Genomic DNA, 22,260 nt, shown 5'->3' with positions numbered 1-22,260 from the left:
GCTGCGCTCGCCGGGCATGGCCCGGCGCTACCGATACAGGATCTGCTGTGGTGGGTGCGAACCTGGGTTCGCACCGCTTCCGCTGCTGCGCTCGCCGGGCATGGCCCGGCGCTACCGATACAGAATCTGCTGTGGTGGGTGCGAACCTGGGTTCGCACCGCTTCTGCCGCTGCACTCGCCGGGCGTGGCCCGGCGCTACCGCATCATTCGTTCGGCGGCGTGGTCGCCTTGGCCTCGCTGCCGAAACTGCCATCGGCTTCCGCCGCCAGGTACGCGAACACGGTATACGCGGCTACGTTCTGCGCCAGCGCCTTCGGGTCGATCTTGTCCAGCGTGTCGTCGGCGGTGTGGTGCAGGTGGAAGTAGTCTGAGCCATCCTGCGCCAACCACGCCCATGCACCGCCCTTGGCGGCCAGCGGGCCGACGTCCGGGCCCGGGCCACCCTTGTCGGCCTGGTATTCGATGCCCAGCGGCTTCATCACTTCGGCAATCTGCTTGGTCGCTTCGCGCGAACCTTCCGGGTTCGGCGAACCGGTATTGAACGCGTAGATGCGGCCAGCGCCGAAATCGCTCTCGGCGGCCAGCTGGTGCAGGGCCACGTCCTTGGCGTGCGCTTCGGCATAGGCCTTGCCGCCGTACAGGCCCTGTTCTTCGTTGGCGAAGGCGATCACGCGGATGGTGCGCTTCGGCGCCTGCTTGAGCTGGCCGATCAGATGGCCCGCAGCCATGGTGATGCCCACGCCCGCGCCGTCATCCACCGCGCCGGTGCCCAGGTCCCACGAATCCAGGTGACCGCCGATCACCACCACTTCCTTTGGCAGGCTGCGGCCGGTGATCTCGCCGATCACGTTGTACGAGGTTGCCGTGCCATCCCAGCCGCAATCCAGCGCCACCTTCACCGTGGTGCTGCCACGCGCCAGAAGGCGGGCCAGCTGGTCGGCATCAGGCACCGAAAGTGCTGCTGATGGCACCGGGGTCAGGCCGTCGTCGAAGCGGGTGATGCCGGTGTGCGGCACGCGGTGCGAGTCGGTACCGGCCGAGCGCATCAGGAAGCCGACTGCGCCCTTGCGGATCGCTTCGGACGGGCCCTTGCTGCGGATCGCGCCGCCACGGCCATAGTCGCGGCCATCGCGGAACGGCAGCATCTGGTAATCGACGAAGGCGATCTTGCCCTTCAGCGAACCGGCCGGTGCGGCCTGCAGTGCGGCCAGGTCGGCGAAGCGGACCACTTCGGCTTCAACGGTGCCGCCCGGGCTGCCGCCCAGCGCAGTGATCTGCAGCGGCTGCGGATTCCTGCCGGTCACGGCGGCGTGTTCGCTGCGGCGCTCCCACTTCGGGAAGGTCACCGGTTCCTTCCAGACCTTGTCGAAGCCGAGTGCCTTGAACTTGGCTTCGGCCCAGGCCACGGCACGGGCGTCGGCTTCGCTGCCGGCGATACGCGGGCCGATTTCGGTGGTCAGTGACTCGACCACCTTCCAGCCGGTGTCGTCGGCCAGCGCCTGGTCGCGCAGCTGCGCGGCGGTGGCCAGCGAGGCCGGGGGCAGGGTGGTGGTGTGCGGCGCCGCGAAGGCCGGGGCGGCCAGCAGGGCGAGGGAGGATGCGATGGCAAGGACGCGGCGACGCATGGACAGCTCCGGGAAGGGACCAAGCCTTGGAGCTTAACAGTCGTTCAGGCCTGCGCATGGGCGGGAGGTCATGGCTGGCGCGAACGCTGTTTTCCGCCACGACCAGCAAAGCGAAAGCCCCGCCGGGGCGGGGCTTTCGTGTGCTGTTGCGGTAGCGCCGGGCCATGCCCGGCGAGCGCAGCGGCAAGATGGCGTTCCGCCGGGCATGGCCCGGCGCTACCCTCTTATTTCCTCAGGCTGTCGCGGATTTCGCGCAGCAGCACCACTTCCTCGGCCGGAGCGGCCGGAGCGGCGTCCTGCTTGCGCGACAGGCGGTTGATCACCTTGATCACCAGGAAGATGGCGAAGGCCACGATCACGAACTGGATCAGCGTATTGATGAAGTCGCCGTAGCCGATCACCACGGCCGGGATTTCCTTGCCGTCGGCACCGATGCTGGCCGGTGACAACGTCCACGCCAACTGCGAGAAATCCACCTTGCCGATCAGCATGCCCAGCGGCGGCATGATGATCTTCTCGACCAGCGCGGTCACGATCTTGCCAAAGGCCGCGCCGATCACCACGCCGACGGCGAGGTCGATGACGTTGCCGCGCATCGCGAATTCCTTGAACTCGGTGAGCATTCCCATTGTTGTTTTTCTCCGGTGGGGGAAGTGGACAGCGCGCAGGGTAGCGCAGGTGATGTCAGCCGGCGATCACGCCGTGGCGCTCGGCCACGTTTTCCAGGCGGGCACTGAAGCGGTCGCCGGGCTTCAGCGCGGCCACCCCGGACGGGGTGCCCATGAACACCAGGTCGCCGGCACGCAGCTGCCACAGCTTGGACAGCTCATGCAGGATCTCCGGTACGTTCCAGATCATCTGGTCGAGCAGCGCCTGCTGACGCACTTCGCCGTTGACCTCCAGCGACAGGTTCAGGGCGGCCAGGTCGCCGACTTCCTCGGCGTGGACGATCTCGCTGATCGGCGCCGAGGCATCGAAGCCCTTGGCCGCATCCCACGGATGGCCCTTGTCCTTGGCAGCGGCCTGCAGGTCGCGGCGGGTCAGGTCCAGTCCCACCGCATAGCCATAGACCAACGCCTCGGCATCAGCCGTGGCCAGTTCGCCGGCGGGCGCATCGCGGCCGATCGCCACCACCAGCTCCACCTCGTGGTGCAGGTTGGCCGTTGCCGGAGGATAGGGGATGGCATCGTCGTGGCCGACCACGATCGCATCGGCCGGCTTGCTGAAGAACATCGGGCGGCCACGGTCATCGGCCGCCGGCACCGCCGCGCCCATTTCGCGGGCATGGTCGGCGAAGTTGCGGCCGACGCAGTAAATGCGGTGCACGGGGAAGCTGCCGCCACCCACCACCGGCACACGCGGCTGGGCTACGGCAGGGATCACATCGGAGACATCGGACATGCGGGCATCCAGGAAGGGCATGCCCGCAGTCTAGAACGCATGGCGCCCGCCGTCAGCGGGCGCGGAGCGCGTAGATCAGTGCGAGGCCGGCAGCACCGGCTTGCGCACCACGCGGAACTCGCCCTCGACCACGTTCGGGTCGAGCGGACGGGCATTGACCGGCTTACGCGACGCCAACAACTTCCACGCCAGGCCGACCAGGATCATCGCCGCACCGACGAACACGCCGATGAACACCATCGCGGCCAGGATTGCCAGGCCAAGCAGGCCCACGGCAACGCGCACCAGCGGGTGACGCGGCTTGCGCGGCGCGAACAGGGTGCGGAACTGGTTGAAGGCGGATGCGCGATTGAACATGGCGGCTCGATAAGCTGGGATCAGCGAAACCAGAGTATCGGGACGCGCCACTGTCATTGAGTGAAAAACTCGTTAAATATAGCCTGTGCTTATTACGAATCAATGACTTGTGTTCATGTTGCAGCCAGTCACCTGAGTGGGCATGCGACAATGCGGGTTTACTGTCCGAGCCTTCGCCATGACTGCCGCTGCTGCCCTGATCGCCCTTGATGCCATTGCCGATGGCGCGTTTGCCGAGGTCGAGGCAGTGGTCGATGGCGATGCAGAGTCGCTGGTGCTTTACCGCGACGGCGTGCAGGTGCGGGCGTTCCTGAACATCTGCCCGCATGCCGGCCGCCGCCTGGACTGGGCCCCGGGCCAGTTCCTGAAAAGCCGCGAAGGCCATCTGGTCTGCGCCGCGCATGGCGCCTCGTTCGCCCTGGACAGTGGTGACTGCATCGCCGGTCCCTGCAAGGGCGACCGCCTGCGTGCGGTGCCAGTCGATATCCGCGATGGGCAGGTCTACCTGGCCTGAGGCATCGGTGTGCGGACCAAGGTTGGCACCCACAGGATCAATGGGTATCCAGAGATTCATCCACGCATGGCGTGGATCTACTGTGTCGACCAAGGTCGACACCCACCAACAGCCGCACCCGCCCCGCCATCCCCCAGGAAACCCGCTTTTGCTGTTGCTTCGGCTTCTGCGGGTGCAGGGCGCAGCCCTGCCAACAAACCCAACCCTCAGAACATCAGGTTGATCATCAGCACCACCACGCAGGTGTAGATCAGCGACAGTGGGCCGCCGACCCGCCACATCTCGCGCGGGGTGTAGTTGGCCGGGCCGGTGATCATCGAAATCACCGGGTTGGAGGCCGTCATCAGATTATTGGACGCCGACAGCGCCACGATCAGCGCGAACGCGGTCGGGTTGCCACCCGCCGCCAGCGCCAGGTTCACCGCAATGGGCACCATCACGATGGTTGCGCCCACATGGCTGATCACCAGTGAGAACGCCGTAGTCAGCAGCGCCAGCGCCACTTCCAGCACCCACACCGGGATGCCGGTGGGCAGTTTGTCGATGGTGTGGCCGGCCACCCACGCCGCCGCGCCACTGGAGTCCATCGCCCAGCCGAGCGGGATCAGCCCGGCCATCATGAACACCGTCTTCCAGTTGATCGAGGCATAGGCCTCGTCCATGCGCAGCACGCCGGTCAACAGCATGCCGGCCACGCCGGTCATCAGGGTCAGCGCCACCGGCAGCTTGCTGGTCAGCGCGATCAGGATGGTCAACGCGAAGATCGCCATCGCGATCTTGAACTTGTGCGGGCGTTGTTCGCCGGTCGGGTAGTCCGTCACCACCACGAAGTCGCGACTCTTGGCGGCCTGTGCCAGATCGGTCCAGATGCTGTGGAACACCAGCATGTCGCCGGCACGCAGCTGCACGTCGCGCACGTCCTCGCGGATCACCTGCTTGTCGCGGTTGATCGCCAGCAGGCTGATGCCGCGCTCCTTGCGCAGGCGCAGGTCGGCCGCGCTCTTGCCGATCACATTCGAGGTGGGTGGCACCACCGCTTCGGAAATGCCGGCACGGCTGGGATTGAACAGGTCACCCAGGTGCTTCAGCCGCGAGGACATGCGCAGGAACTGGTTCTGTGCGAAATCGTGGATCTGCTCGCGCGGGCCCATCGCCCCCAACACGCTGCCGACCCAGATGCGCATCTCCGCCGGCGGTGCCAGGCGGGTGTCGTTGCCGGTTTTCAGCGCCAGCAGCAGCGGCGCGTCGTGCAGGTTTTCGGCCTCGCCCAGGGTCATGCCTACCAGCGGGCTTTCGGCGCTGACCACCAGTTCGAACACATCGCCTTCGATGCCATAGGTCTTGGCGAAGTAGCTTTCGGTGCGTGCCGGAGTGACCCCGTCGTTGACCAGGCTTTCTTCTTCCACCAGCTTGCGGTCGCCGTAGTAGCGGAAGTACAGCAACGAGGCGATCAGCAGCGCTACGCCGATCGGCAGCGGCGCGAACATGCGCAGCGGCTCGATGGTGGCCAGGCCCGAAGGCAGGTTGTTGTTGGCCGAGGCCAGCAGATCGTTCAGCAGGATCAGCGGCGAGTTGCCGACCATGGTCAGCGCGCCGCCCATCACGATCGCCGCCGAGATTGGCAGCAGCAGGCGCTGCATGGTCAGCCCGGTGCGCGCCGCCAGTCGCGACGCTACCGGCAGGTACAGCGCCATCACCGACGGGTTCTGCATGAAGGACGAGTTCAGGCCGGCGATGGCCGTGGTCATCATCAGCAGCCGTTGTTCGACGCCATGGCCGCGGCGCAGCAGCCAGGCGGCCAGCCGGTTCAGCGCGCCGGTGCGGTCCAGGCCCGCACCGAGGATGGTGGTGGCGATGATGCTCATCACCGCGTTACCGGAGAAACCGCCGAAGATTTCCTCTGGCGCGATCAATCCGGTCACGCCCAGCACCACCAGCACCACCAACGCGACCACGTCGGCGCGGATGCGCTCGAACAGGAACATTGCCATCGTGAAGCCGACCAGCCCGAGTACGAGCTTCATGTCGTTGGTCAGCGTCAGCGCGGTATCCATGTGGGGCGCAGCGTCCTCAGGCGATCATCAGGTGCGGTCGTACAACAGGTCCCAGACACCATGGCCGAGCTTCTGGCCGCGGGTCTCGAAGTGGGTCTGCGGCCGCCAGTCGGGGCGCGGCACGCTGCCACGCGGACCGGCACGATTGACCAGGCCAGCAGTGGCGTCGAGCACGTCCCACATCTGCTCGGCATAGTCTTCCCAGTCGGTGGCGCAATGCAGGCGGCCACCGGGGCGCAGCTTGCGCACGATCAGTTCCGCGAACGCCGGCTGCAGCAGGCGGCGCTTGTTGTGGCGCTTCTTGTGCCACGGGTCCGGGAAATAGATGCGCACTTCATCGAGCGCGCCATCGGCGATCTCGTTCTGCAGCACTTCCACCGCATCGTGGTGATACAGGCGCACGTGGTCGGCGTTGTCATCGGCCAGCGCGTTCAGCAGGCGGCCCACGCCCGGGGCGTGCACCTCGATGCCGATGTAGTCGCGCGACGGATCGTGCTCGGCGGCGAAGCGAATGGCCGCGCCGTTGCCAAAACCGATCTCCAGCACTTTGTGCGCGGGGCGGCCGAAGGTCGCGTCCAGGTCACGCGGCTGGCCGGTGTAGTCCAGGCCGAAACGCGGCCAGCGCTCGTCGAACGCGCGCTGCTGGGCGGGCGTGAAGCGGCCCTGGCGCAGCACGAAGCTGCGGACTTCGCGGCGGCCTTCGCTGACGGTGAAGGGCTTGGGCGGGGCCTTGGAGCCGGCGCTGTCGAAAGGATTGGTCATCAGCCGATCAACCCGTCAATCGGCGACGATGCACTGGCGTAGCGCTTGCGCGGGATGCGCCCGGCCAGGAACGCCTCGCGGCCGGCTTCGACGGCCTTGCGCATCGCGCTGGCCATCAGCACCGGGTGGCGCGCGCCGGCAATGGCGGTATTCATGAGCACGCCATCGCAGCCCAGTTCCATCGCGATCGCCGCATCCGACGCGGTGCCCACGCCAGCGTCGACGATGATCGGCACCTTGGCGTCTTCGATGATCTGCAGCAGGTTGTACTTGTTCTGGATGCCCAGGCCCGAACCGATCGGCGCGGCCAGCGGCATCACCGCAGCGCAGCCGATCTCTTCCAGGCGCTTGGCCAGGATCGGATCGTCGGAGGTATAGACCATCACCTCGAAACCGTCCTTGACCAGCTGCTCGGCGGCCTTGAGGGTCTGCACCACGTCCGGGTACAGCGACTTCTGGTCGCCCAGCACTTCCAGCTTGGTCAGGTTGTGGCCGTCCAGCAGTTCACGGGCCAGGCGGCAGGTACGCACCGCATCTTCGGCGGTGTAGCAGCCGGCAGTGTTGGGCAGGATGGTGTAGCGGTCCGGCGGCAGCACGTCGAGCAGGTTCGGCTCGCCCGGGTTCTGCCCGATGTTGGTGCGGCGGATGGCCACTGTGACGATCCGGGCGCCCGCTGCCTCGGTGGCCAGGCGGGTTTCTTCCAGATCCTTGAACTTGCCGGTGCCGGTCAGCAGCCGCGAGCCATAGGTCTTGCCGGCGATCACCAGCGAATCGGGGGAGACTTGAACGTTCATGGCGCGATTATCGCTTATCCGCCTGAAGATGGGGTCACGCGATGGCGTGCCGGCCGTGGATCGATGTGGGTAGTGCCGGCCGCTGGCCGGCAGATGCGGGGCGTTGGACAGCGCCGGATTGCCGGCCAGCGGCCGGCACTACCCGGGCAGGTCTCAACCCCCACCCAGCGCGTGCACGATCTCCACCACGTCGCCTTCGGCCAGCGCATGTTCGCCATGGCGGCTGCGGCTGACGATCTCGCCGTTGACCTCCACCGCCACCCGGCGCTGCAGCAGCTGCTCGGCCTCGAGCAGGTCGTGGAGGGTCGCCGAAGCGGGCAGGGTGCGGGGTTCGCCATTGAGCTGGATGTTCATCCGCGCATTGTCGCCGATGGCCTGCCAGGATCGGAATGCTTGCAACTTCCTCAGGACGCCAACGCTGGCACAGCATGCTGTCAGGCGATCAGGCGACAATTCATGCGGCGGCGCAGCGTGAGCAAACGGCGGCACGGTGAAACCATTCACCGTGCGCCGGCGTACGTGCGCCGGATTCATCTCTATTTTCCCCACAGGAGTTTCTACATGCAGCTCAGCAAACACCCGATCCGCTCCCTGATGGCGGCCGCGATCGCGCTGGCCGCGCTTCCGGCCATGGCAGGCGAAAACCCGTATTCGAAGGCCGTGTTCTTCGGCGACAGCCTGACCGACGCGGGTTACTTCCGCCCGCTGCTGCCGCCGGCCACCCAGGGGCTTTCCGGCCAGTTCACCACCAACCCGGGCTGGGTGTGGTCGCAGCAGATCGCCAACTACTATGGCCTCAACAAGGATCCGAACGGCAACGGCCAGAACGGCGACAACTATGCCGTGGGCGGTGCGCGCGTGTCGGTTGAAGGCAGCGGTGGCCTCGGCCCGATCCCGTCGCTGAAGTCGCAGGCGGCCCGTTACCTCGCCGCCAACGGCGGCAAGGCCGACCGCAACGCGTTGTACACCGTCTGGGGCGGCGCCAACGACCTGTTCGCCGCGGCCGGTGCTGCCGGCGCGGGCGCGCCGCCGGCCCAGGTGCAGGGCATCATCGGCGCGGCGGTCACCGACCAGATCGCGCTGGTCGGCGCCCTCAAGCAGGCCGGCGCCCAGTACGTGCTGGTGCCGAACCTGCCGGACGTGGGCATCACCCCGCAGTTCCGCGGTCCCAACGCGGCGTCGGCCACCGCCATGTCGGTGGGCTACAACAAGGCGCTGTACGGCGGCCTGAAGCAGGCCGGCATCGAGTTCATCCCGCTCGATACCTTCAGCATCCTGCGTGAAGTGACTGCCAACCCCGGCATGTACGGCTTCACCAACGTCACCGGCACCGCCTGCAAGATCAACCCGGCCGACACCACCGCAAGCATCATCGGCTGCAACCCGACCAGCTATGTCAGCCCGGATGCCTACCAGACCTACCTGTTTGCCGACGGCGTGCATCCGACCGTGACCGGTCACCAGCTGCTGGGCCAGTACGCCGTTTCGGTGCTGGAAGCGCCGCGCCTGCAGCAGGTGCTGAGCCACTCGGCACAGACGGTCGGCCGTTCGCGTGCCGACCAGGTCAGCAACCATCTCGGCGCCCGTCCGGCCGATGGCCTGTCGTGGTGGGGTGGCGTGCGTGGCGATCTGCAGCGCTATGACCACGCAGACCTGTATGACGGCCTCGCTCCGGCTGGCCTGTTCGGTATCGACTGGGCACGCGACGGTGTGGTGGTCGGCGGCTTCGCCGGCTTCGGCCGCCTGAATGCCGACTTCGGCAACAGCCGTGGCGATTTCACCCAGAAGGACACCACCGCCGGCCTGTTCGCGGCATGGTACGGCGACCGCGTCTGGGTCAACGGCCAGGTCAGCTACACCTGGCTGTCGTATGACGTGAACCGCAAGGTCCAGCTGGGCCCGGCCACCCGCGAACACGGTGGTTCGCCGGACGGCAGCAACCTGACCGCTGCTCTGAACGCCGGTTACGAGTTCGGCGCCGAAGGTGGCTTCCGCCACGGCCCGATCGCTTCGGTGATCTGGCAGAAGGTCAAGATCGACGGCTACACCGAAAGCGCTTCGGCCGGCACCATGGCCACCGCGCTGGGCTACGACCGTCAGAACGTCGACTCGACCGTCGGCCGCGTCGGCTGGCAGGCCCGCTTCGATGGCGGCACCGTCAAGCCCTACGTGCAGGTGACCTACGACCACGAGTTCGAAGACACCAAGCAGGCCAGCGCCTGGCTGCAGACCCTGCCGGAACTGGGCAGCTACCGCGTGCCGGGCCTGGACTTCGACAAGAACTACGCCACCGCCGTTCTGGGTGCGCGCATGGACCTGTTCGGCCTGCAGGGCAACGTTGGCCTGAGCACCACGGCTGCGCAGAAGCGCGCCCGCGATGCCTCGGTCTTCGCCACCGTCAGCGGCAGCTTCTGATCCAGAACGGGGTCGGATCCCTTTCCGCAAGGAAAGGGCTCTGACCCCGTTGCTGCTTGGCAGGATGCACCGGCCACCATTGCGCAACACCGGCCGCTCCGCATAGACTTTCATCCGCAATGCGGGCGTAGCTCAATGGTAGAGCTGTAGCTTCCCAAGCTACTGACGAGGGTTCGATTCCCTTCGCCCGCTCCATGTCTCCAGGGTATTCACCCCAAGCAGACGCGGCGCAATCGTTGAACCACACCGAAGTCCAGCGTGTGGCGGCAGCGCCGGAACCTCTTTCCCCAGTAAGCTGGACTGTGGCTCCTTCGAACCACAGCCCGAGTGGCTTATGCGCCTGCTTGCACCGCCGCGTCATTCGCCGCTGACGTTACCGAACTCCCGAATCCGGTATAGCTCGTCCCATTGCAATGCAGATATGCGCGGAACACGACGCCATTCAATTCGGCATTGTCGAAATAGCAGTGCTTGCCTGTTTCGGATGACTTCTTTACAAGACGCATTGCAATCGCGTTTGAATCATCGACGCTGGAGCCAATGCCAGCCACGCTCCAGGCCTGTCCTGTGCGATTGCAGCTGTAGGGATACCTGTAACCGTGTGCGGCGCCGTAGTAGTAATCAACGTTGCACCAGGCCTGGGTCGCAGCCAGGTTGATGGCCAGTTCAAGCAGATTCCGCCCGGCAGTGGTGGTCGTCAAGCCGTATGCGGAAAGGGAGTGGGAACCGCACTGCCCCTTGATACCCACACCGGGTGCCGCGATGCTGACATAGGGATCACGCGCGGAGACGCCGCAGACAAGGCCCTGTTCGGCAACGGCAAGCAGTCCATTCGTGTTGGCCGTCGCATCATCGATATTGCTGCCGACTCCCGCGACCGTACCATTCTTGCCACAGCGCCGGATCAGCACCCCTCCGCCGTTCGGCAGCATGTCCATTCCGGGGTCGCAGATACCCGGCCCGATCGAGGACGTTCCCACGTGCCCGGTGTATTCACGTTCCGCGCCGGGGGCTACCGATGCCTGGGCGGAAAGCAGTGCAACCAACAGTGAAAAGGAAATCGCAGCCATGCAGAACCTCAAATCCATGAGTGAGCAATGACGCTAGCAGAAGCGTCATTCTGGAAAACTGGAACTCAACCAATCCGCCACTTCGGCAAGCCAGTGATTCGATTCAGAATGCTCACGGTCATGGAAATGTGCGGTAGCTCGCACCTGGTCTATGGCTGCGCGGCTGCCGCGGCCGGCTCAGGCAACCTCCGCTGTCTGCTCGAGCCGCCTGGCCGCAGGGTTCAGTTGGTGCTGGGCTTGGGGATGCTAAAAGATCGTTAACCGTTGACTCCCCATCGTCCGCTGCCCGGAGCGTGAATGATTGCCGCACTTGTGCCCATCAGGCGTTGCTTTGATTTTTCAGGGCGGTCCAATAGGCAGGAGTTCTGGTCGTACTCCCTGCTTGCTGCGCTTGTGGTGGCAGTGAGCTACACCTTGATGGACGGCGGATACTGGCTGACGGGCATCGTGCTGCTCGATTGGGAGGCCGTCGAGCCCTTCCGGACGCTGGGAGGTGTCATGACGGTTGGCGCTGTCATCGTCCTCCTCCCGCCGATGCTGGCCCTGGCTGTTCGACGACTTCATGACATCGACGAGTCGGGCTGGTTCGTCGTGATCGCCTTCATCCCGTTGGGTGTATTCGTTCTGTTCCCTGTCATGCTGCTGCCGGGCAACGAGGAAGAAAATCGATTCGGCGGAATGCCTGGAGTGCCGGGCGCTTGAATCAGCGTTCTGGTGCGCAGTCGCAGCCACGATGCCCGCATGACCGTTGATCGAATCGCTCTCCGCCGTTTCACCCAGTGGCTGCCGTTCCTGGTCCTGGTCGCCATCTGCGTGGCCTGGTGGTCGCCGCTGGGCGTGGTTGTCGCCCTTGCCGCGTGCCTTGCAGTGGGCGGCGTGCTGCAGCGCTTCGATCTGGTCGGTGATGCCGCAGGCGGCGCACTGCTGCGCTCGCGGGCGAAGCTGCCCTTTGCCACCCGGCCGCCCACGCATGATGTCCTGTTGGATTGGGGCGAGCTGGGCATGGGAGGGCCGGCCTACGGCACCCAGATGCTGCGCGATGGCGCCATTGTCGAGGGCGTATCCACCGGAGGCAGCCACGATGCCAGTGGCGAGTGGCAGGCGTTGGCGGGAAGCGCGCTGCGTGTGGCCAGTGGCTACATTGATCGCAGTGAAGCCGTGATCGTCTACGACGAAGCGGACAAGAGCGTGATGCACCTGCAGGCGATTGTTCCCAGCCTGTTCTGGCAGGAACTGCACGAGCGCCGGCAGCTTGGCGGGGATGTCGAAGCCGCGATGTGGTTGCGGGATCTTCCCAGTCGATTGACCACGCTGCGCCCCTGTCGAGGTCTATGGCTGGAACAGGAGCATCCGGCGCTGGCCGCCGGGTTGCCGCAGGCATTGCGGCATGTCCTGCCTGATGCACGGGTGCTGCAGGCCATCCCGCTGCTTCCAGACGACCTGCGCCTGACCGCGCATCCGACCTTGTTCGCGCGCATCTGCCCGTACGCGCTCTGTCTTGATGGCGAGCCCAGTGACCGCCACGCCTGCGATCTGGAGACGGTGGTCACCAGCCCATCCGGGCGATGCGTGGTGGTGGCGGGCAGTGTGCTTGATGGGGATCTGCGTCCCATCGAGGGCGTATGGCTCGTCCACTGGCAAGGGCGTTGGCAGGCCGTCGGCCGCCATGCCATGGGCGGCAGCGGCAAGGCCCGGAGTGGAGCCTGGATCAATGTCATCGCGGTTGACGATGAGGGGGCGCTCCACTGCGAAGCCTATGAGGAACAATGGACGTTCGAAGCGATCACACGCATCCCCACGCCACACACGGCACTCGCCCTGCCTGTGGAATGGCGGGAAACCGCACTGGCCGTGCGTGTCCGCGAAGGACGCTTCTCGTTGCGCCTGCCCCAGGCTGATCAGTGGTTGTCAGTCACAGGTTAGACTGCGTCGAATCAAACAAGGAGGTTCCGGCATGCGTCGTCTTTCGTTGGTGATCGCGGCAACCCTGGTCGGCTGCGCGACCAGTCCCAAAGAGCTGGAGCGACCGGAGTATGCCTCGGCATTTACGCTCGATCAGGGATACCAGATGACGCTGAAGCAGATTGTTGCAGCAATGGAGGAGTGCCGTCCTGTGCAGCTCCTGCCTGTTGGCCAGGCAATCAACGACGTGCAGAACTACAACGATCTGAAGGAAGCCAGGATCGTCCAGGGGGCATCAGGAGTGGGTACCCAGATCTACAAGGTGATCGTGCTCAAGGAAGTGGAAGGCATCACGACGGTCACGTTGTATACCAAGATGCATGCCGGGAAAGAGCTGGAGAAGTTGAAGAAATGGGCTGCGGGCAGTACTGAGTGCGGATGACTCATGTGCCTGCCGCCTGCATCAGCTGCGCATACTCCTCGGTAAACAGCCCCGACAACGCCCGGCGCTGCTCCGGATCGATCGCGCGTGAGGCGTTGGTTGTGTAGTCGAAATGCACCATCACGCAGCGCCCGTTGGCCACCAGAGCCTCGAACTGGAACGCCTCCTGCACGATCGACAGCGAGGAGCGGCCGATGTTCTCGATGCGGGTCTCGATGCGCACTTCGTGTCCGGCCTGTATCTGCTTCAGGAAGTCGATCTCGTAGCGGCGCAGGATCAGCGTCAGGTCGCGCATGCTGGCCTCGCGACTGAAATGCCGGAAGATCTCCTGGCGGCCTTCCTCGAACCAGACGGGCAGGGCGGTGTTGGTGACGTGGCCGAGTACATCCACTTCGGAGAAGCGCGGAAGGATCGTCAGCGGCATGAAGTCTCCGGGGCGTAGTGGGTGGATTCTCCGGCGACAGTGCGGCCATCGCCGGAGACGGTGCGGCGGCTACCGGCTGTCAGTCAGAGTAGAAGCCGTTGCCGAGGGTGCCGGGCAGGCCGGGTTCCGGCCACGGCATCAGTGACGTGCAGGCGTCATACAGCGTGCAGAAGTCCTGCCGCAGCTGGGCAGGTACCCAGCCGCCGTAGGAAACGTCGGTCGAGTCGCCCTGGCAGGCGTAGGAAACATCGATCCAGCGGGTATTGGCGTGTGAGGCAACGCCCTGGTGCTGTGTCTTGCCTGTGCAGTAGCGCAGGCCCTGGCCGATCAGGGTGTTGTTGGCATCGAAGTAGAGCCGGGAGACTGCATGGGTCGGTGCAGCCTGCACATCTGCGGCGCCCCCCACCAGGCCAAACAGCAACAACAGCGGAATTCCCATTCGCATCTGTGGTTCTCCTTGAGGTGTGTAAACCGGCCGTGTCCTGTCCAGTGGCCGGCAGCGGCATCTTCGCACAGCCCCGCCAGGCCCGCAGATGCAGCTGTCTGCACGGCATCATCCACCCGCCACACGCCCGCGCTATGCTGCGCGCCTGCCGTCCGATCCTGCCGCGATGAAGCTCGCCATCCTGTCCCGCAACAGCACCCTGTACTCCACCCGCCGGCTGGTCGAAGCTGCGCGCGGGCGCGGCCACACCGTGCGCATCCTCGACCCATTGCGCTGCTATATGCGCATCGCTGCCGATGGCTTCTCGATGCATTACAAGGGCCGGCCAATGACCGGTGTGGACATGGTCATCCCGCGCATCGGCGCCTCGATCACCCGCTATGGCACCGCCGTGCTGCGCCAGTTCGAACTGATGGGGGCGCGCACGCCCAATCCGTCCGACGCGATCCTGCGTTCGCGCGACAAGCTGCGCGCCCACCAGTTGCTCGCGGCCAAAGGCATCGACATGCCGGTCACCGTGTTCGGCGACAACCCCGATGACACCGTCGACCTGCTGTCCATGCTGGGCCCGCCGCCGCACGTGGTGAAGCTCAACGAAGGTACCCAGGGCCGTGGCGTGATCCTCACCGAAAAGGCCAGCGCCTCGCGCGGCATCGTCGAGGCGTTGCGCGGCCTGTACGCCAACTTCCTCATGCAGGAGTTCATCGGCGAGGCCAAGGGCGCCGACCTGCGCTGCTTCGTGGTGGGCGACCAGGTGGTGGCCTCGATGCAGCGGCAGGCGCCGGAGGGCGACTTCCGCTCCAACCTGCATGCTGGCGGTACGGCAGTGGCGGCCAAGGCCAGCCGCGCCGAGCAGCAGGTGGCGGTGCGCTCGGCCAAGGCGCTGGGCCTGTCGGTGTGTGGGGTGGATCTGATCCGCTCCGCGCGCGGGCCGCTGGTGCTGGAAATCAACTCGACGCCGGGCCTGGAGGGGATCGAGGCGGCGTGTGGGGTGGACGTGGCGACGCGCATCATTGAACACGTCGAAAAGCTGAAAAAAACCTGATAATTCAGTTTCTTGTGATTCTCATGGGCAAATGAGATCAGCTTTAACACGCCTTTAATCGGCGCCGGCGTAGCCTTCAGCGAACCGCAGCTCTGCCTCTCAGCAGGATCGGTATCGGGATACAACTTCAAACCCAGGCGGGGGCACCGCCTGGGTTTTTTTTGTGCCTGCCGAAGGTAACTTGTGGAGGCGGTGTGACGGCCGTAGAGTGACCGCCATCGTTCCTGGATGGATCGGAGGCTGGTGATGTACCGCATCACAATGATCGCGTTGTTGCTGGGCCTGTCTGGCGTTGCATCCGCCAAGGCCGAGAAGACCGCCATGCAGATGGACCGGCAGGCGCCGGTAGCCCAGCAGATCCACCAGGTGGAAACGGCCCTGGGTACCCCTGAATACGCCGAGCTGTCCATTGATGACCGAGGTCGCGTGCAGCAGTCTCTGGAGCGGATCCGCCAGCGGATGGGCGATCGCCAGACCGTGCAGGAACTGCCGCCGCAGGTGCAGGCCGATGTCTTCAACGAGCAGGAGCAGATCAACACCCTGCTGGCCCGTGGCCATGACGACAGCCGCCAGATCTGCACCTACCAGCGCAGCACCGGCAGCAACATGCCCAAAGGCCGCTGCCTGACCGTGGCCGAGCGGCGCCGGATCGAAGAGAAGGGCAAGGCGCTGATCAACGACCAGCGAAGCTATAGCAATCTCGTGCCACCTTCAGGGCGCTGACCATCGTGTCCTGCATCCTTCCGGACGATCCGCATGGACGCCTCGGTAGGCACCCGTTTCCAGCAGTTCAATCACGGACGAACATGGAGGTAGTGATGCAACGCATGACCCCGATGGCCCTGGTGCTGTGCCTGGGCCTGGCCGCAACTGCGCAGGCGAAGTCTGAAAAGAGTGAAGTGAAGTTCGACGCCAAAGCACCGGTGGCCGAGCAGATCCAGACCGTCGAAAAGGCGATCAGCTCAGAGAATTACAGCGAGATCGGCCTGGAGGACAAAAGCCGGGTGCAGCAGGCGCTGGGGCGGATCAAGCTGGCGCTGGGCAGCCACGAACGCGTGGACCAGCTCAGCCCGCATGACCAGACCCAGATCTTCAACGACCAGGAAGTGATCAACACGATCATGACCCGGGCCCACGCCGACAGCCGCATGGTCTGCCGTCGCGAGCGCAGTACCGGCAGCAACATGCCGCAGAGTGTCTGCCTGACCGTCGCTCAGCGCCGCAGGGCGCAGGAAGACAGTCGCAAGTCGCTCAACGACACCCAGCGTTTCAACAACTTCAAGCCTGGTTCCTGATCGCACGGCATCGCCAACGGTCACCCTGCCGAGCGTCCCTTGTGGGCGCTCCGGCGGAGTCGTAAAGTTGGCCCCCATTCATGGAAGAACCTGGAGTGCGTTATGTACCGCAAGACCACGCTGGCCCTGATGCTGTCCCTGGGCCTGGTTGCCACCGCACATGCCAAGGCTGACAAGCCCGCCGTGCGCATGGACACGGCCACGCCGGTCGCCGAGCAGATCCGCCACGTCGAAACGGCCTTGGGCAGCGAGGATTACAGCGAGATCGGCCTGGAAGACAAAAGCCGGGTGCAGCAGGCGCTGAACCGCATCAAGATCAAGATGAATGGCCGCGAGAAGGTCGATGAGCTTGCGCCGCAGGAGCGCAACGACGTCTTCAACGAGCAGGAGATCGTCAATACGATCATGACCCGTGCCCAGGCCGACAGCCGCATGATCTGCCGCCGCGAGCGCCTGACCGGCAGCAACATGCCGCAGAGCGTCTGCCTGACCGTGGCCCAACGCCGCAAGGCCCAGGAAGAGAGCCGCCGCGCGATGACCGACCAGCAGCGCACGAGCCGCTGACCGGTAACAGGTGCCGGCGTCGCGGCGCCGGTACGAAATGTTAAGAATGGAACCTGTATCGTTCAGCAGGTAGACGTCGCGTCCACTTCTGCAGGTCCATCCTGCAGGGGTGGGCCTGGCCCCCCGACGACCCTTCAAGAACCAGAGGTCCCAGTGCGCATTCTCGTAATCGAAGACAACAGCGACATCGCCGCCAATCTTGGCGACTACCTTGAAGATCGCGGCCACACCGTGGACTTCGCGGCCGATGGCGTAACCGGCCTGCACCTGGCCGTGGTGCACGAGTTCGACGCGATCGTGCTGGACCTCAACCTGCCCGGCATGGACGGCATCGAAGTGTGCCGCAAGCTGCGCAATGAAGCGCGCAAGCAGACCCCGGTGCTGATGCTGACCGCTCGTGATTCGCTGGACAACAAGCTGGCCGGTTTCGATTCCGGTGCTGATGACTACCTGATCAAGCCGTTCGCGCTGCAGGAAGTGGAAGTGCGTCTGAATGCCCTGTCGCGCCGTGGCAAGGGCGTGCAGACCCGTGTGCTGGAAACCGGCGACCTGGAATACAACCTGGATACGCTGGAAGTGCGCCGCCAGGGCAAGCTGCTGCAGCTCAACCCGACCGCGCTGAAGATCCTGCAGGCGTTGATGGAAGCGGCCCCGGCCGTTGTCACCCGCCAGGAACTGGAAACCCGCGTCTGGGGCGAGGAACTGCCCGATTCGGATTCGCTGCGCGTGCATATCCATGGCCTGCGCGCGGTGGTCGACAAGCCGTTCGAAGTGCCGCTGATCCAGACCCGCCATGGCATCGGATACCGCATCGCCACCCCGGAAGCCTGATTCCGTGGCAGCCAAAGGGGAGCGCCGACGCACGCCGTATCGGCGACGCCTGCGCAGCCGCATCATCGTGTCGTTCGTGTTGTTGGGCTTCTGCCTGACAACACTGTTCGCGTTCGCCACCAACTGGGCCCGCCTTCGCGTGGAAAACCAGTTGGTGGAAGAGCTGATGAACCGAAACATCGATGAATATGCCCGCCGCTATTACGAGCACCCGGGCCACAACCCGGATGCGCCGGTATTGCAGATCCGGGCGTATGCCTACTCCAAGGACAAGTTCGACCGGGTGCGCGAGGAGCGCGCGCAATGGGCGGGCTTCTCCGATGGCATCCATAGCGTCAGCGGTGACGAACACGGCGAGGCGTATTCGTACAAGCTGGCGGTACGCAAGACGCCTGACGCCTGGTTCTTCCTCGCCTATGACATGACCGACAGCGTGCGCGGCGGCAAGCAGCTCAACCGCGCGCTGGTGCTGTCGGTGCTGGTGTTCAGCGTGTTGTCGCTGGTGCTGGGCTGGTGGTCGGCGTCGAAGGTGATGAAGCCGGTGTCGGACCTGGCCGCGCGGCTGCGCGCCTACCGTGGCGGCACCAGTGATCCCGAGCCGTTGGCACCACGCTTCCCCGACGACGAAGTGGGGCAGCTGGCACAGGCGCTGGACGACTATTCCTCGCGGCTGACCGAAGTGGTGCAGCGCGACCGTGAGTTCAATGCAGACGTCAGCCACGAGCTGCGCACGCCGCTGGCGGTGATCCGTGGCGCCACCGAGCTGCTGCTGACCCGGCCCGGCCTGGACGAGAAGGTGCTGCAGCGCCTGCAGCGCATCCAGCGTGCAGAGCAGCAGTGCAGTGACTTGATCGGCGCGTTGCTGCTGCTGTCGCGCAACGAGCGCGGGCAGGGCACCAGCAACGTCGCCCGCGTAGCCGAGCAGCTGTTGGACGCGCATCGCGCGCAGCTGGGTGGCAAGCCGCTGGAGCTGCTGCTGGAAGGCGAGCGCAATCTGGTGATCGATGCGCCCGAGGCGGCCTTGTCGGTGGCACTGGGCAACCTGATCGGCAACGCCGTGAAGTACTCGCAGGACGGCGAAGTGCGCGTGTTTGTCGGCACCAATTCGGTGTCGGTGACCGACAGCGGCCCGGGCCTGAGCGAGGAAGACGCGGCCAAGCTGTTCCAGCGGGGCTACCGCGGTACGCATGCCGGCCATTCGCAGGGCGGCGGCATCGGCCTGTCGATCGTCAGCCGCCTGTGCGACCTGTACGGCTGGCAGGTGAGCGTGCGTCCCGGCGGCCAGCGTGGCGTGATCGCCACCCTGACGTTCTCGCCGAAGCCGTTGTAAGCGAAGCATGGGCCCGGCTCTACAGTAGATCCACGCCATGCGTGGATGTATTTCGGTAGTGCCGGCCGCTGGCCGGCAACCAGACCTCAACTCCCGGCCAACCCCAGATACCGCGCATGCAGCTGTTCCACCTGCACCTGCAGGTCCTCCGGCTGCCCATCGTTGATCACCACATCATCGGCCAGCGCCAACCGCTGCGCGCGGCTGGCCTGGGCGGCGATCATCCGGTCGGCCAGTGCGGCGTCGATACCATCGCGCCGCATCAATCGCGCATGCTGCACGGCCTCGGGTGCATCCACCAGCAGCACCCGGTCCAGCCACGGGTAGGCCTTCCGCCCACCGACCTCGGTCAGCAGCGGTATGGCAGCGATCGCATACGGGCTGGCGGCCTGCTCGCACTGCTGTTGCATCAGCAGGCGTATGGCCGGGTGGGTGATGGCTTCCAGCGCCGCCCGCTCAGCCGGGTCGGCAAAGACGTGGGCGCGCAGCCGGGCCCGGTCCAGGCTGCCATCGGCCAGCAGCATGTCGGCGCCGAAGCGCTCGGCAATGCGGTCCAGGGCCGGGCTGCCGGTAGCCACCACCGCGCGTGCGGCCAGATCGGCGTCGGCCACCACGATCCCCAACGCTTCGAAGCGCCGGGTCACTTCGCTCTTGCCGGAGGCGATGCCGCCGGTCAGGCCAACCACATAGCGGCTCATGGGGACTCCCCTCAGCGCAGCCCGCTCATCACCATGTACTGCTCCACCAGTGGCGCACCCCACATGAAGTAGAGCCAACCGGCGATGGCCAGATAGGGCCCGAACGGGATGGGGGTGGCACGGTCACGGCCCCGGCTGTACAGCCAGATCGAGCCGATGATGGCGCCCAGCACCGACGACAGCAGGATGATCGGCAGGATGCCTTTCAGCCCGCACCAGGCACCCAGCGCCGCCAGCAGCTTGAAGTCGCCGTGGCCCATGCCTTCCTTGCCGGTCAGCTGCTTGAACAGCCACCAGACCGTCCACAGCGACAGATAGCCCACCGCCGCACCCACCAGGGCGGGCTTGGCCGGCATGTACAGGTTGTCGATGCTGCCGATCAACCCCAGCCACATCAGCGGCAGGGTCAACTGGTCGGGCAGCAGCTGCGTGCGCAGGTCGATGCCGGACAGGGCGATCAGGAAGCAGGTCAGCACGATGGCGCCGAAGCCCTGCCAGCCGAAGCCGAACTGCCAGACGCAGGCCAGCACCAGCACCGAGGTCAGCGCCTCCACCAGCGGGTACTGCAGCGAGATCGGCGCCTTGCAGTGGCGGCACTTGCCGCCCTGGATGATCCAGCTGAACAGCGGGATGTTCTCGTACCAGCTCAGCTTGTGCTTGCAGTGCGGGCAGTGCGACGGCTCGACCACGATCCCCGGTGGGGGTGGTTCATAGAAGTCCGGTTCCTCCAGGACTTCGCGCGCATCGCGCTTCCACTGCCACTCCAGCCGCTTGGGCAGGCGCAGGATGACGACGTTCAGGAAACTGCCCAGCAGCAGTCCCAGGGCGGCCGCGGCGGGGTAGCCGAGGCCGGGATGCTGGTCGAGAAAAGCCATGTATGTGTTATCCGACGACGGCGCCGAGTTTGAAGATGGGAAGGTACATGGCAATCACCATGCCGCCAACAATGGTACCAATGAACACCATGATCATTGGTTCCAGCAGGCTGCTCAGGGCATCCACCGAATTGTTGACCTCCTGCTCGTAGTACTCGGCCACCTTGAACAGCATGGCGTCCAGCGCACCGGCCTCTTCGCCGATGCCGGTCATCTGGATGACCATGTGCGGGAACAGGTTGGTCTGCTTCATCGACATGTTCACCGGGTAGCCGACCGAGACGTCGTCGCGCATGCGCAGCACCGCCTCTTCGTACACGGTATTGCCGGTGGCGCCGGCCACGATGCCCAGCGCCTCCACCAGCGGCACACCGGCCTTGAAGGTCACCGCCGTGGTGCGCGAGAAGCGGGCGATGGCGCTGTTGTGCATGATCTGCCCGATCACCGGCACCTTCAGCACGAACCGGTCCATCGCATGCTGCATCTTCGGCGAGCGCTTGTAGGCCATGACCAGGCCGACCGCGGTGCCGATTGCCGCCAACAGCATCAGCCACCACCATGTCACCATGAACCGTGACAGGTTCACCACCATCTGGGTGAAGGCGGGCAGCTCGGCGCCGAAGCTCTTGAACACGTCCTCGAACTGCGGCACCACGAACACCAGCATGATGCCGCTGACCAGCATGGCCACCACCACCACCATGATCGGGTAGAACAGCGCCTTCTTGATCTTGCCCTTCAGCGCTTCGATGTTTTCCTTGTAGGTGGCCACCGTATCCAGCACGGTCTCCAGCACACCGGCGCCTTCACCGGCCCGCACCAGGTTGCGGTACAGCTCGTCGAACTGCACCGGGTGCTTGCTGATGGCTTCGTACATCGAAGAGCCGCCCTCGATGTCGGTGCGGATGGTGTCCACCAGTTTCTTCATCCGCGGGTTCTTGTGCCCGCTGGCGATGATGTCCAGCGACGATACGATCGGCACGCCGGACTTCATCATCGTGGCCATCTGCCGGCTGAAGAAGGCGATGTCCTTGGCCTTGATGGCGCTGCCGGCGGCGCCGAACAACGGTTTCGACTTCAGCTTGACCTGGCCTGGATTGATGCCCTGGCGGCGCAGCTCGGCACGCAGCAGGTTGGCGTTCTTGGCCAACTGCTCGCCCTTCATCTTCACGCCCCGCTTGTCGGTCCCCACCCAGACAAACGGCTGCAGTTCCATGGTGGCACGCGCCACCGGTTCTTTCTTGATCGCACTGCGACTGACAGACATGTTGGCTCCCCGGCCCGCCATCCCCAGGCAGGCATCCAGTCGCCGATGGTAGCCGGTTCATTGCCGTCTGGGCAGTTGGCGGGCAGGCCGGATTGCAATTTCGTGCCGGCGGCCGGCCAAAGGTGACGTACTGCGTCACATTGCCGCGTC

The 22,260-nt window shown here is 65.2% G+C and carries 25 protein-coding genes and 1 tRNA gene; 12 read left to right on the top strand and 14 right to left on the bottom strand.

Annotation, left to right across the window (positions count from 1 at the left end; translation table 11 throughout):
* Window positions 1-203 precede the first annotated feature (203 nt).
* From ABR323_RS14845 to ABR323_RS14830, 4 genes are all read right to left on the bottom strand, one after another.
* Window positions 204-1,625 (bottom strand): M28 family peptidase, encoded by a 1,422-nt coding sequence (locus tag ABR323_RS14845; protein ID WP_012481115.1) that lies wholly within the window; start codon window positions 1,623-1,625, stop codon window positions 204-206.
* Between the two features lie 224 nt (window positions 1,626-1,849).
* Window positions 1,850-2,254 (bottom strand): large-conductance mechanosensitive channel protein MscL, encoded by a 405-nt coding sequence (mscL, locus tag ABR323_RS14840; RefSeq protein WP_439449868.1) that lies wholly within the window; start codon window positions 2,252-2,254, stop codon window positions 1,850-1,852.
* Between the two features lie 55 nt (window positions 2,255-2,309).
* Window positions 2,310-3,026 (bottom strand): fumarylacetoacetate hydrolase family protein, encoded by a 717-nt coding sequence (locus ABR323_RS14835; RefSeq protein ID WP_135274900.1) that lies wholly within the window; start codon window positions 3,024-3,026, stop codon window positions 2,310-2,312.
* Between the two features lie 75 nt (window positions 3,027-3,101).
* Window positions 3,102-3,383, bottom strand: coding sequence for a hypothetical protein (locus ABR323_RS14830; RefSeq protein ID WP_135274899.1), 282 nt, complete (start codon window positions 3,381-3,383; stop codon window positions 3,102-3,104).
* A 178-nt stretch (window positions 3,384-3,561) separates the two neighbouring features.
* On the opposite strand from ABR323_RS14830, the gene ABR323_RS14825 reads away from it, so the two are divergent.
* Window positions 3,562-3,897: a Rieske (2Fe-2S) protein gene (locus ABR323_RS14825; protein ID WP_135274898.1), complete on the top strand. Its 336-nt coding sequence runs from the start codon at window positions 3,562-3,564 to the stop codon at window positions 3,895-3,897.
* A 206-nt stretch (window positions 3,898-4,103) separates the two neighbouring features.
* On the opposite strand, the gene ABR323_RS14820 is transcribed toward ABR323_RS14825, so the two are convergent.
* From ABR323_RS14820 to thiS, 4 genes are all read right to left on the bottom strand, one after another.
* Window positions 4,104-5,951, bottom strand: a complete 1,848-nt coding sequence (locus tag ABR323_RS14820; RefSeq protein WP_439449867.1) for an SLC13 family permease — start codon at window positions 5,949-5,951, stop codon at window positions 4,104-4,106.
* 27 nt (window positions 5,952-5,978) lie between these two features.
* Entirely contained in the window at window positions 5,979-6,713 is a 735-nt protein-coding gene (gene trmB, locus ABR323_RS14815; RefSeq protein WP_439449866.1) for a tRNA (guanosine(46)-N7)-methyltransferase TrmB, read from the bottom strand.
* Window positions 6,713-7,507 (bottom strand): thiazole synthase, encoded by a 795-nt coding sequence (locus ABR323_RS14810; protein WP_439449865.1) that lies wholly within the window; start codon window positions 7,505-7,507, stop codon window positions 6,713-6,715. The genes trmB and ABR323_RS14810 overlap by 1 nt, the downstream gene beginning before the upstream one ends.
* Window positions 7,508-7,660: 153 nt before the next feature.
* Window positions 7,661-7,861 carry a sulfur carrier protein ThiS gene (gene thiS / locus ABR323_RS14805; RefSeq protein ID WP_046985464.1) on the bottom strand — a complete coding sequence of 67 codons (201 nt, stop codon included), beginning with the start codon at window positions 7,859-7,861 and terminating at the stop codon, window positions 7,661-7,663.
* 207 nt (window positions 7,862-8,068) lie between these two features.
* Between thiS and ABR323_RS14800 the strand changes: the two genes are divergently transcribed.
* On the top strand, window positions 8,069-9,922 hold the full coding sequence (locus ABR323_RS14800; RefSeq protein WP_439449864.1) for an autotransporter outer membrane beta-barrel domain-containing protein: 1,854 nt from the start codon (window positions 8,069-8,071) through the stop codon (window positions 9,920-9,922).
* A gap of 121 nt (window positions 9,923-10,043) precedes the next feature.
* Window positions 10,044-10,117, top strand: a tRNA-Gly gene (locus tag ABR323_RS14795).
* 137 nt (window positions 10,118-10,254) lie between these two features.
* Here the strand turns inward: ABR323_RS14795 and ABR323_RS14790 are convergent.
* The gene (locus tag ABR323_RS14790) at window positions 10,255-10,992 is read right to left on the bottom strand and encodes a hypothetical protein (protein WP_439449863.1); all 738 of its coding nucleotides are present in this window, start codon (window positions 10,990-10,992) and stop codon (window positions 10,255-10,257) included.
* Between the two features lie 297 nt (window positions 10,993-11,289).
* Between ABR323_RS14790 and ABR323_RS14785 the strand changes: the two genes are divergently transcribed.
* The 3 genes from ABR323_RS14785 to ABR323_RS14775 are packed head-to-tail and all read left to right on the top strand — an operon-like array spanning window position 11,290 to window position 13,336.
* Window positions 11,290-11,694, top strand: a complete 405-nt coding sequence (locus tag ABR323_RS14785) for a DUF805 domain-containing protein (protein ID WP_439449862.1) — start codon at window positions 11,290-11,292, stop codon at window positions 11,692-11,694.
* 39 nt (window positions 11,695-11,733) lie between these two features.
* Window positions 11,734-12,915, top strand: coding sequence for a hypothetical protein (locus ABR323_RS14780; RefSeq protein WP_439449861.1), 1,182 nt, complete (start codon window positions 11,734-11,736; stop codon window positions 12,913-12,915).
* A gap of 31 nt (window positions 12,916-12,946) precedes the next feature.
* Entirely contained in the window at window positions 12,947-13,336 is a 390-nt protein-coding gene (locus ABR323_RS14775; RefSeq protein WP_439449860.1) for a hypothetical protein, read from the top strand.
* A gap of 1 nt (window position 13,337) precedes the next feature.
* Here ABR323_RS14775 and ABR323_RS14770 read toward each other — a convergent pair whose 3' ends face one another.
* Together ABR323_RS14770 and ABR323_RS14765 are read right to left on the bottom strand one after the other, a co-directional pair.
* Complete coding sequence (locus ABR323_RS14770; protein WP_439449859.1) at window positions 13,338-13,760, bottom strand: acyl-CoA thioesterase; 423 nt, start codon at window positions 13,758-13,760, stop codon at window positions 13,338-13,340.
* 79 nt (window positions 13,761-13,839) lie between these two features.
* On the bottom strand, window positions 13,840-14,205 hold the full coding sequence (locus tag ABR323_RS14765; protein ID WP_439449858.1) for a hypothetical protein: 366 nt from the start codon (window positions 14,203-14,205) through the stop codon (window positions 13,840-13,842).
* Window positions 14,206-14,371: 166 nt separating this feature from the next.
* On the opposite strand from ABR323_RS14765, the gene rimK reads away from it, so the two are divergent.
* The 6 genes from rimK to ABR323_RS14735 all read left to right on the top strand — a co-directional run bounded on the left by rimK (window position 14,372) and on the right by ABR323_RS14735 (window position 19,270).
* A complete protein-coding gene (gene rimK, locus ABR323_RS14760) occupies window positions 14,372-15,250 on the top strand; it encodes a 30S ribosomal protein S6--L-glutamate ligase (RefSeq protein WP_135274890.1) in 879 nt (292 codons plus the stop codon).
* A gap of 246 nt (window positions 15,251-15,496) precedes the next feature.
* On the top strand, window positions 15,497-15,973 hold the full coding sequence (locus ABR323_RS14755) for a hypothetical protein (protein ID WP_439449857.1): 477 nt from the start codon (window positions 15,497-15,499) through the stop codon (window positions 15,971-15,973).
* 95 nt (window positions 15,974-16,068) lie between these two features.
* Complete coding sequence (locus ABR323_RS14750; RefSeq protein ID WP_135274888.1) at window positions 16,069-16,545, top strand: hypothetical protein; 477 nt, start codon at window positions 16,069-16,071, stop codon at window positions 16,543-16,545.
* Window positions 16,546-16,647: 102 nt separating this feature from the next.
* Entirely contained in the window at window positions 16,648-17,109 is a 462-nt protein-coding gene (locus ABR323_RS14745) for a hypothetical protein (protein WP_135274887.1), read from the top strand.
* Window positions 17,110-17,262: 153 nt separating this feature from the next.
* Window positions 17,263-17,940 (top strand): response regulator transcription factor, encoded by a 678-nt coding sequence (locus ABR323_RS14740; protein ID WP_005410804.1) that lies wholly within the window; start codon window positions 17,263-17,265, stop codon window positions 17,938-17,940.
* Window positions 17,903-19,270: a sensor histidine kinase gene (locus tag ABR323_RS14735; protein WP_135274886.1), complete on the top strand. Its 1,368-nt coding sequence runs from the start codon at window positions 17,903-17,905 to the stop codon at window positions 19,268-19,270. The genes ABR323_RS14740 and ABR323_RS14735 overlap by 38 nt, the downstream gene beginning before the upstream one ends.
* 86 nt (window positions 19,271-19,356) lie before the next feature.
* On the opposite strand, the gene coaE is transcribed toward ABR323_RS14735, so the two are convergent.
* Genes coaE through ABR323_RS14720 form a run of 3 tightly spaced genes read right to left on the bottom strand, consistent with a single transcriptional unit; the run spans window position 19,357 to window position 22,110 of the window.
* A complete protein-coding gene (gene coaE / locus ABR323_RS14730; protein ID WP_439449856.1) occupies window positions 19,357-19,968 on the bottom strand; it encodes a dephospho-CoA kinase in 612 nt (203 codons plus the stop codon).
* Window positions 19,969-19,979: 11 nt separating this feature from the next.
* Window positions 19,980-20,843, bottom strand: a complete 864-nt coding sequence (locus ABR323_RS14725) for a prepilin peptidase (protein ID WP_046985453.1) — start codon at window positions 20,841-20,843, stop codon at window positions 19,980-19,982.
* Window positions 20,844-20,850: 7 nt separating this feature from the next.
* Window positions 20,851-22,110 carry a type II secretion system F family protein gene (locus ABR323_RS14720; protein WP_439449855.1) on the bottom strand — a complete coding sequence of 420 codons (1,260 nt, stop codon included), beginning with the start codon at window positions 22,108-22,110 and terminating at the stop codon, window positions 20,851-20,853.
* Window positions 22,111-22,260: the final 150 nt, after the last annotated feature.

The sequence above is a fragment of the Stenotrophomonas sp. ATs4 genome (genome assembly GCF_051861585.1).
In the GTDB taxonomy this organism is placed as follows: domain Bacteria; phylum Pseudomonadota; class Gammaproteobacteria; order Xanthomonadales; family Xanthomonadaceae; genus Stenotrophomonas; species Stenotrophomonas maltophilia_AS.
The sequence above is the reverse complement of the archived record's forward strand: the minus strand, read 5'-3'. Positions and strand labels throughout refer to the sequence as shown.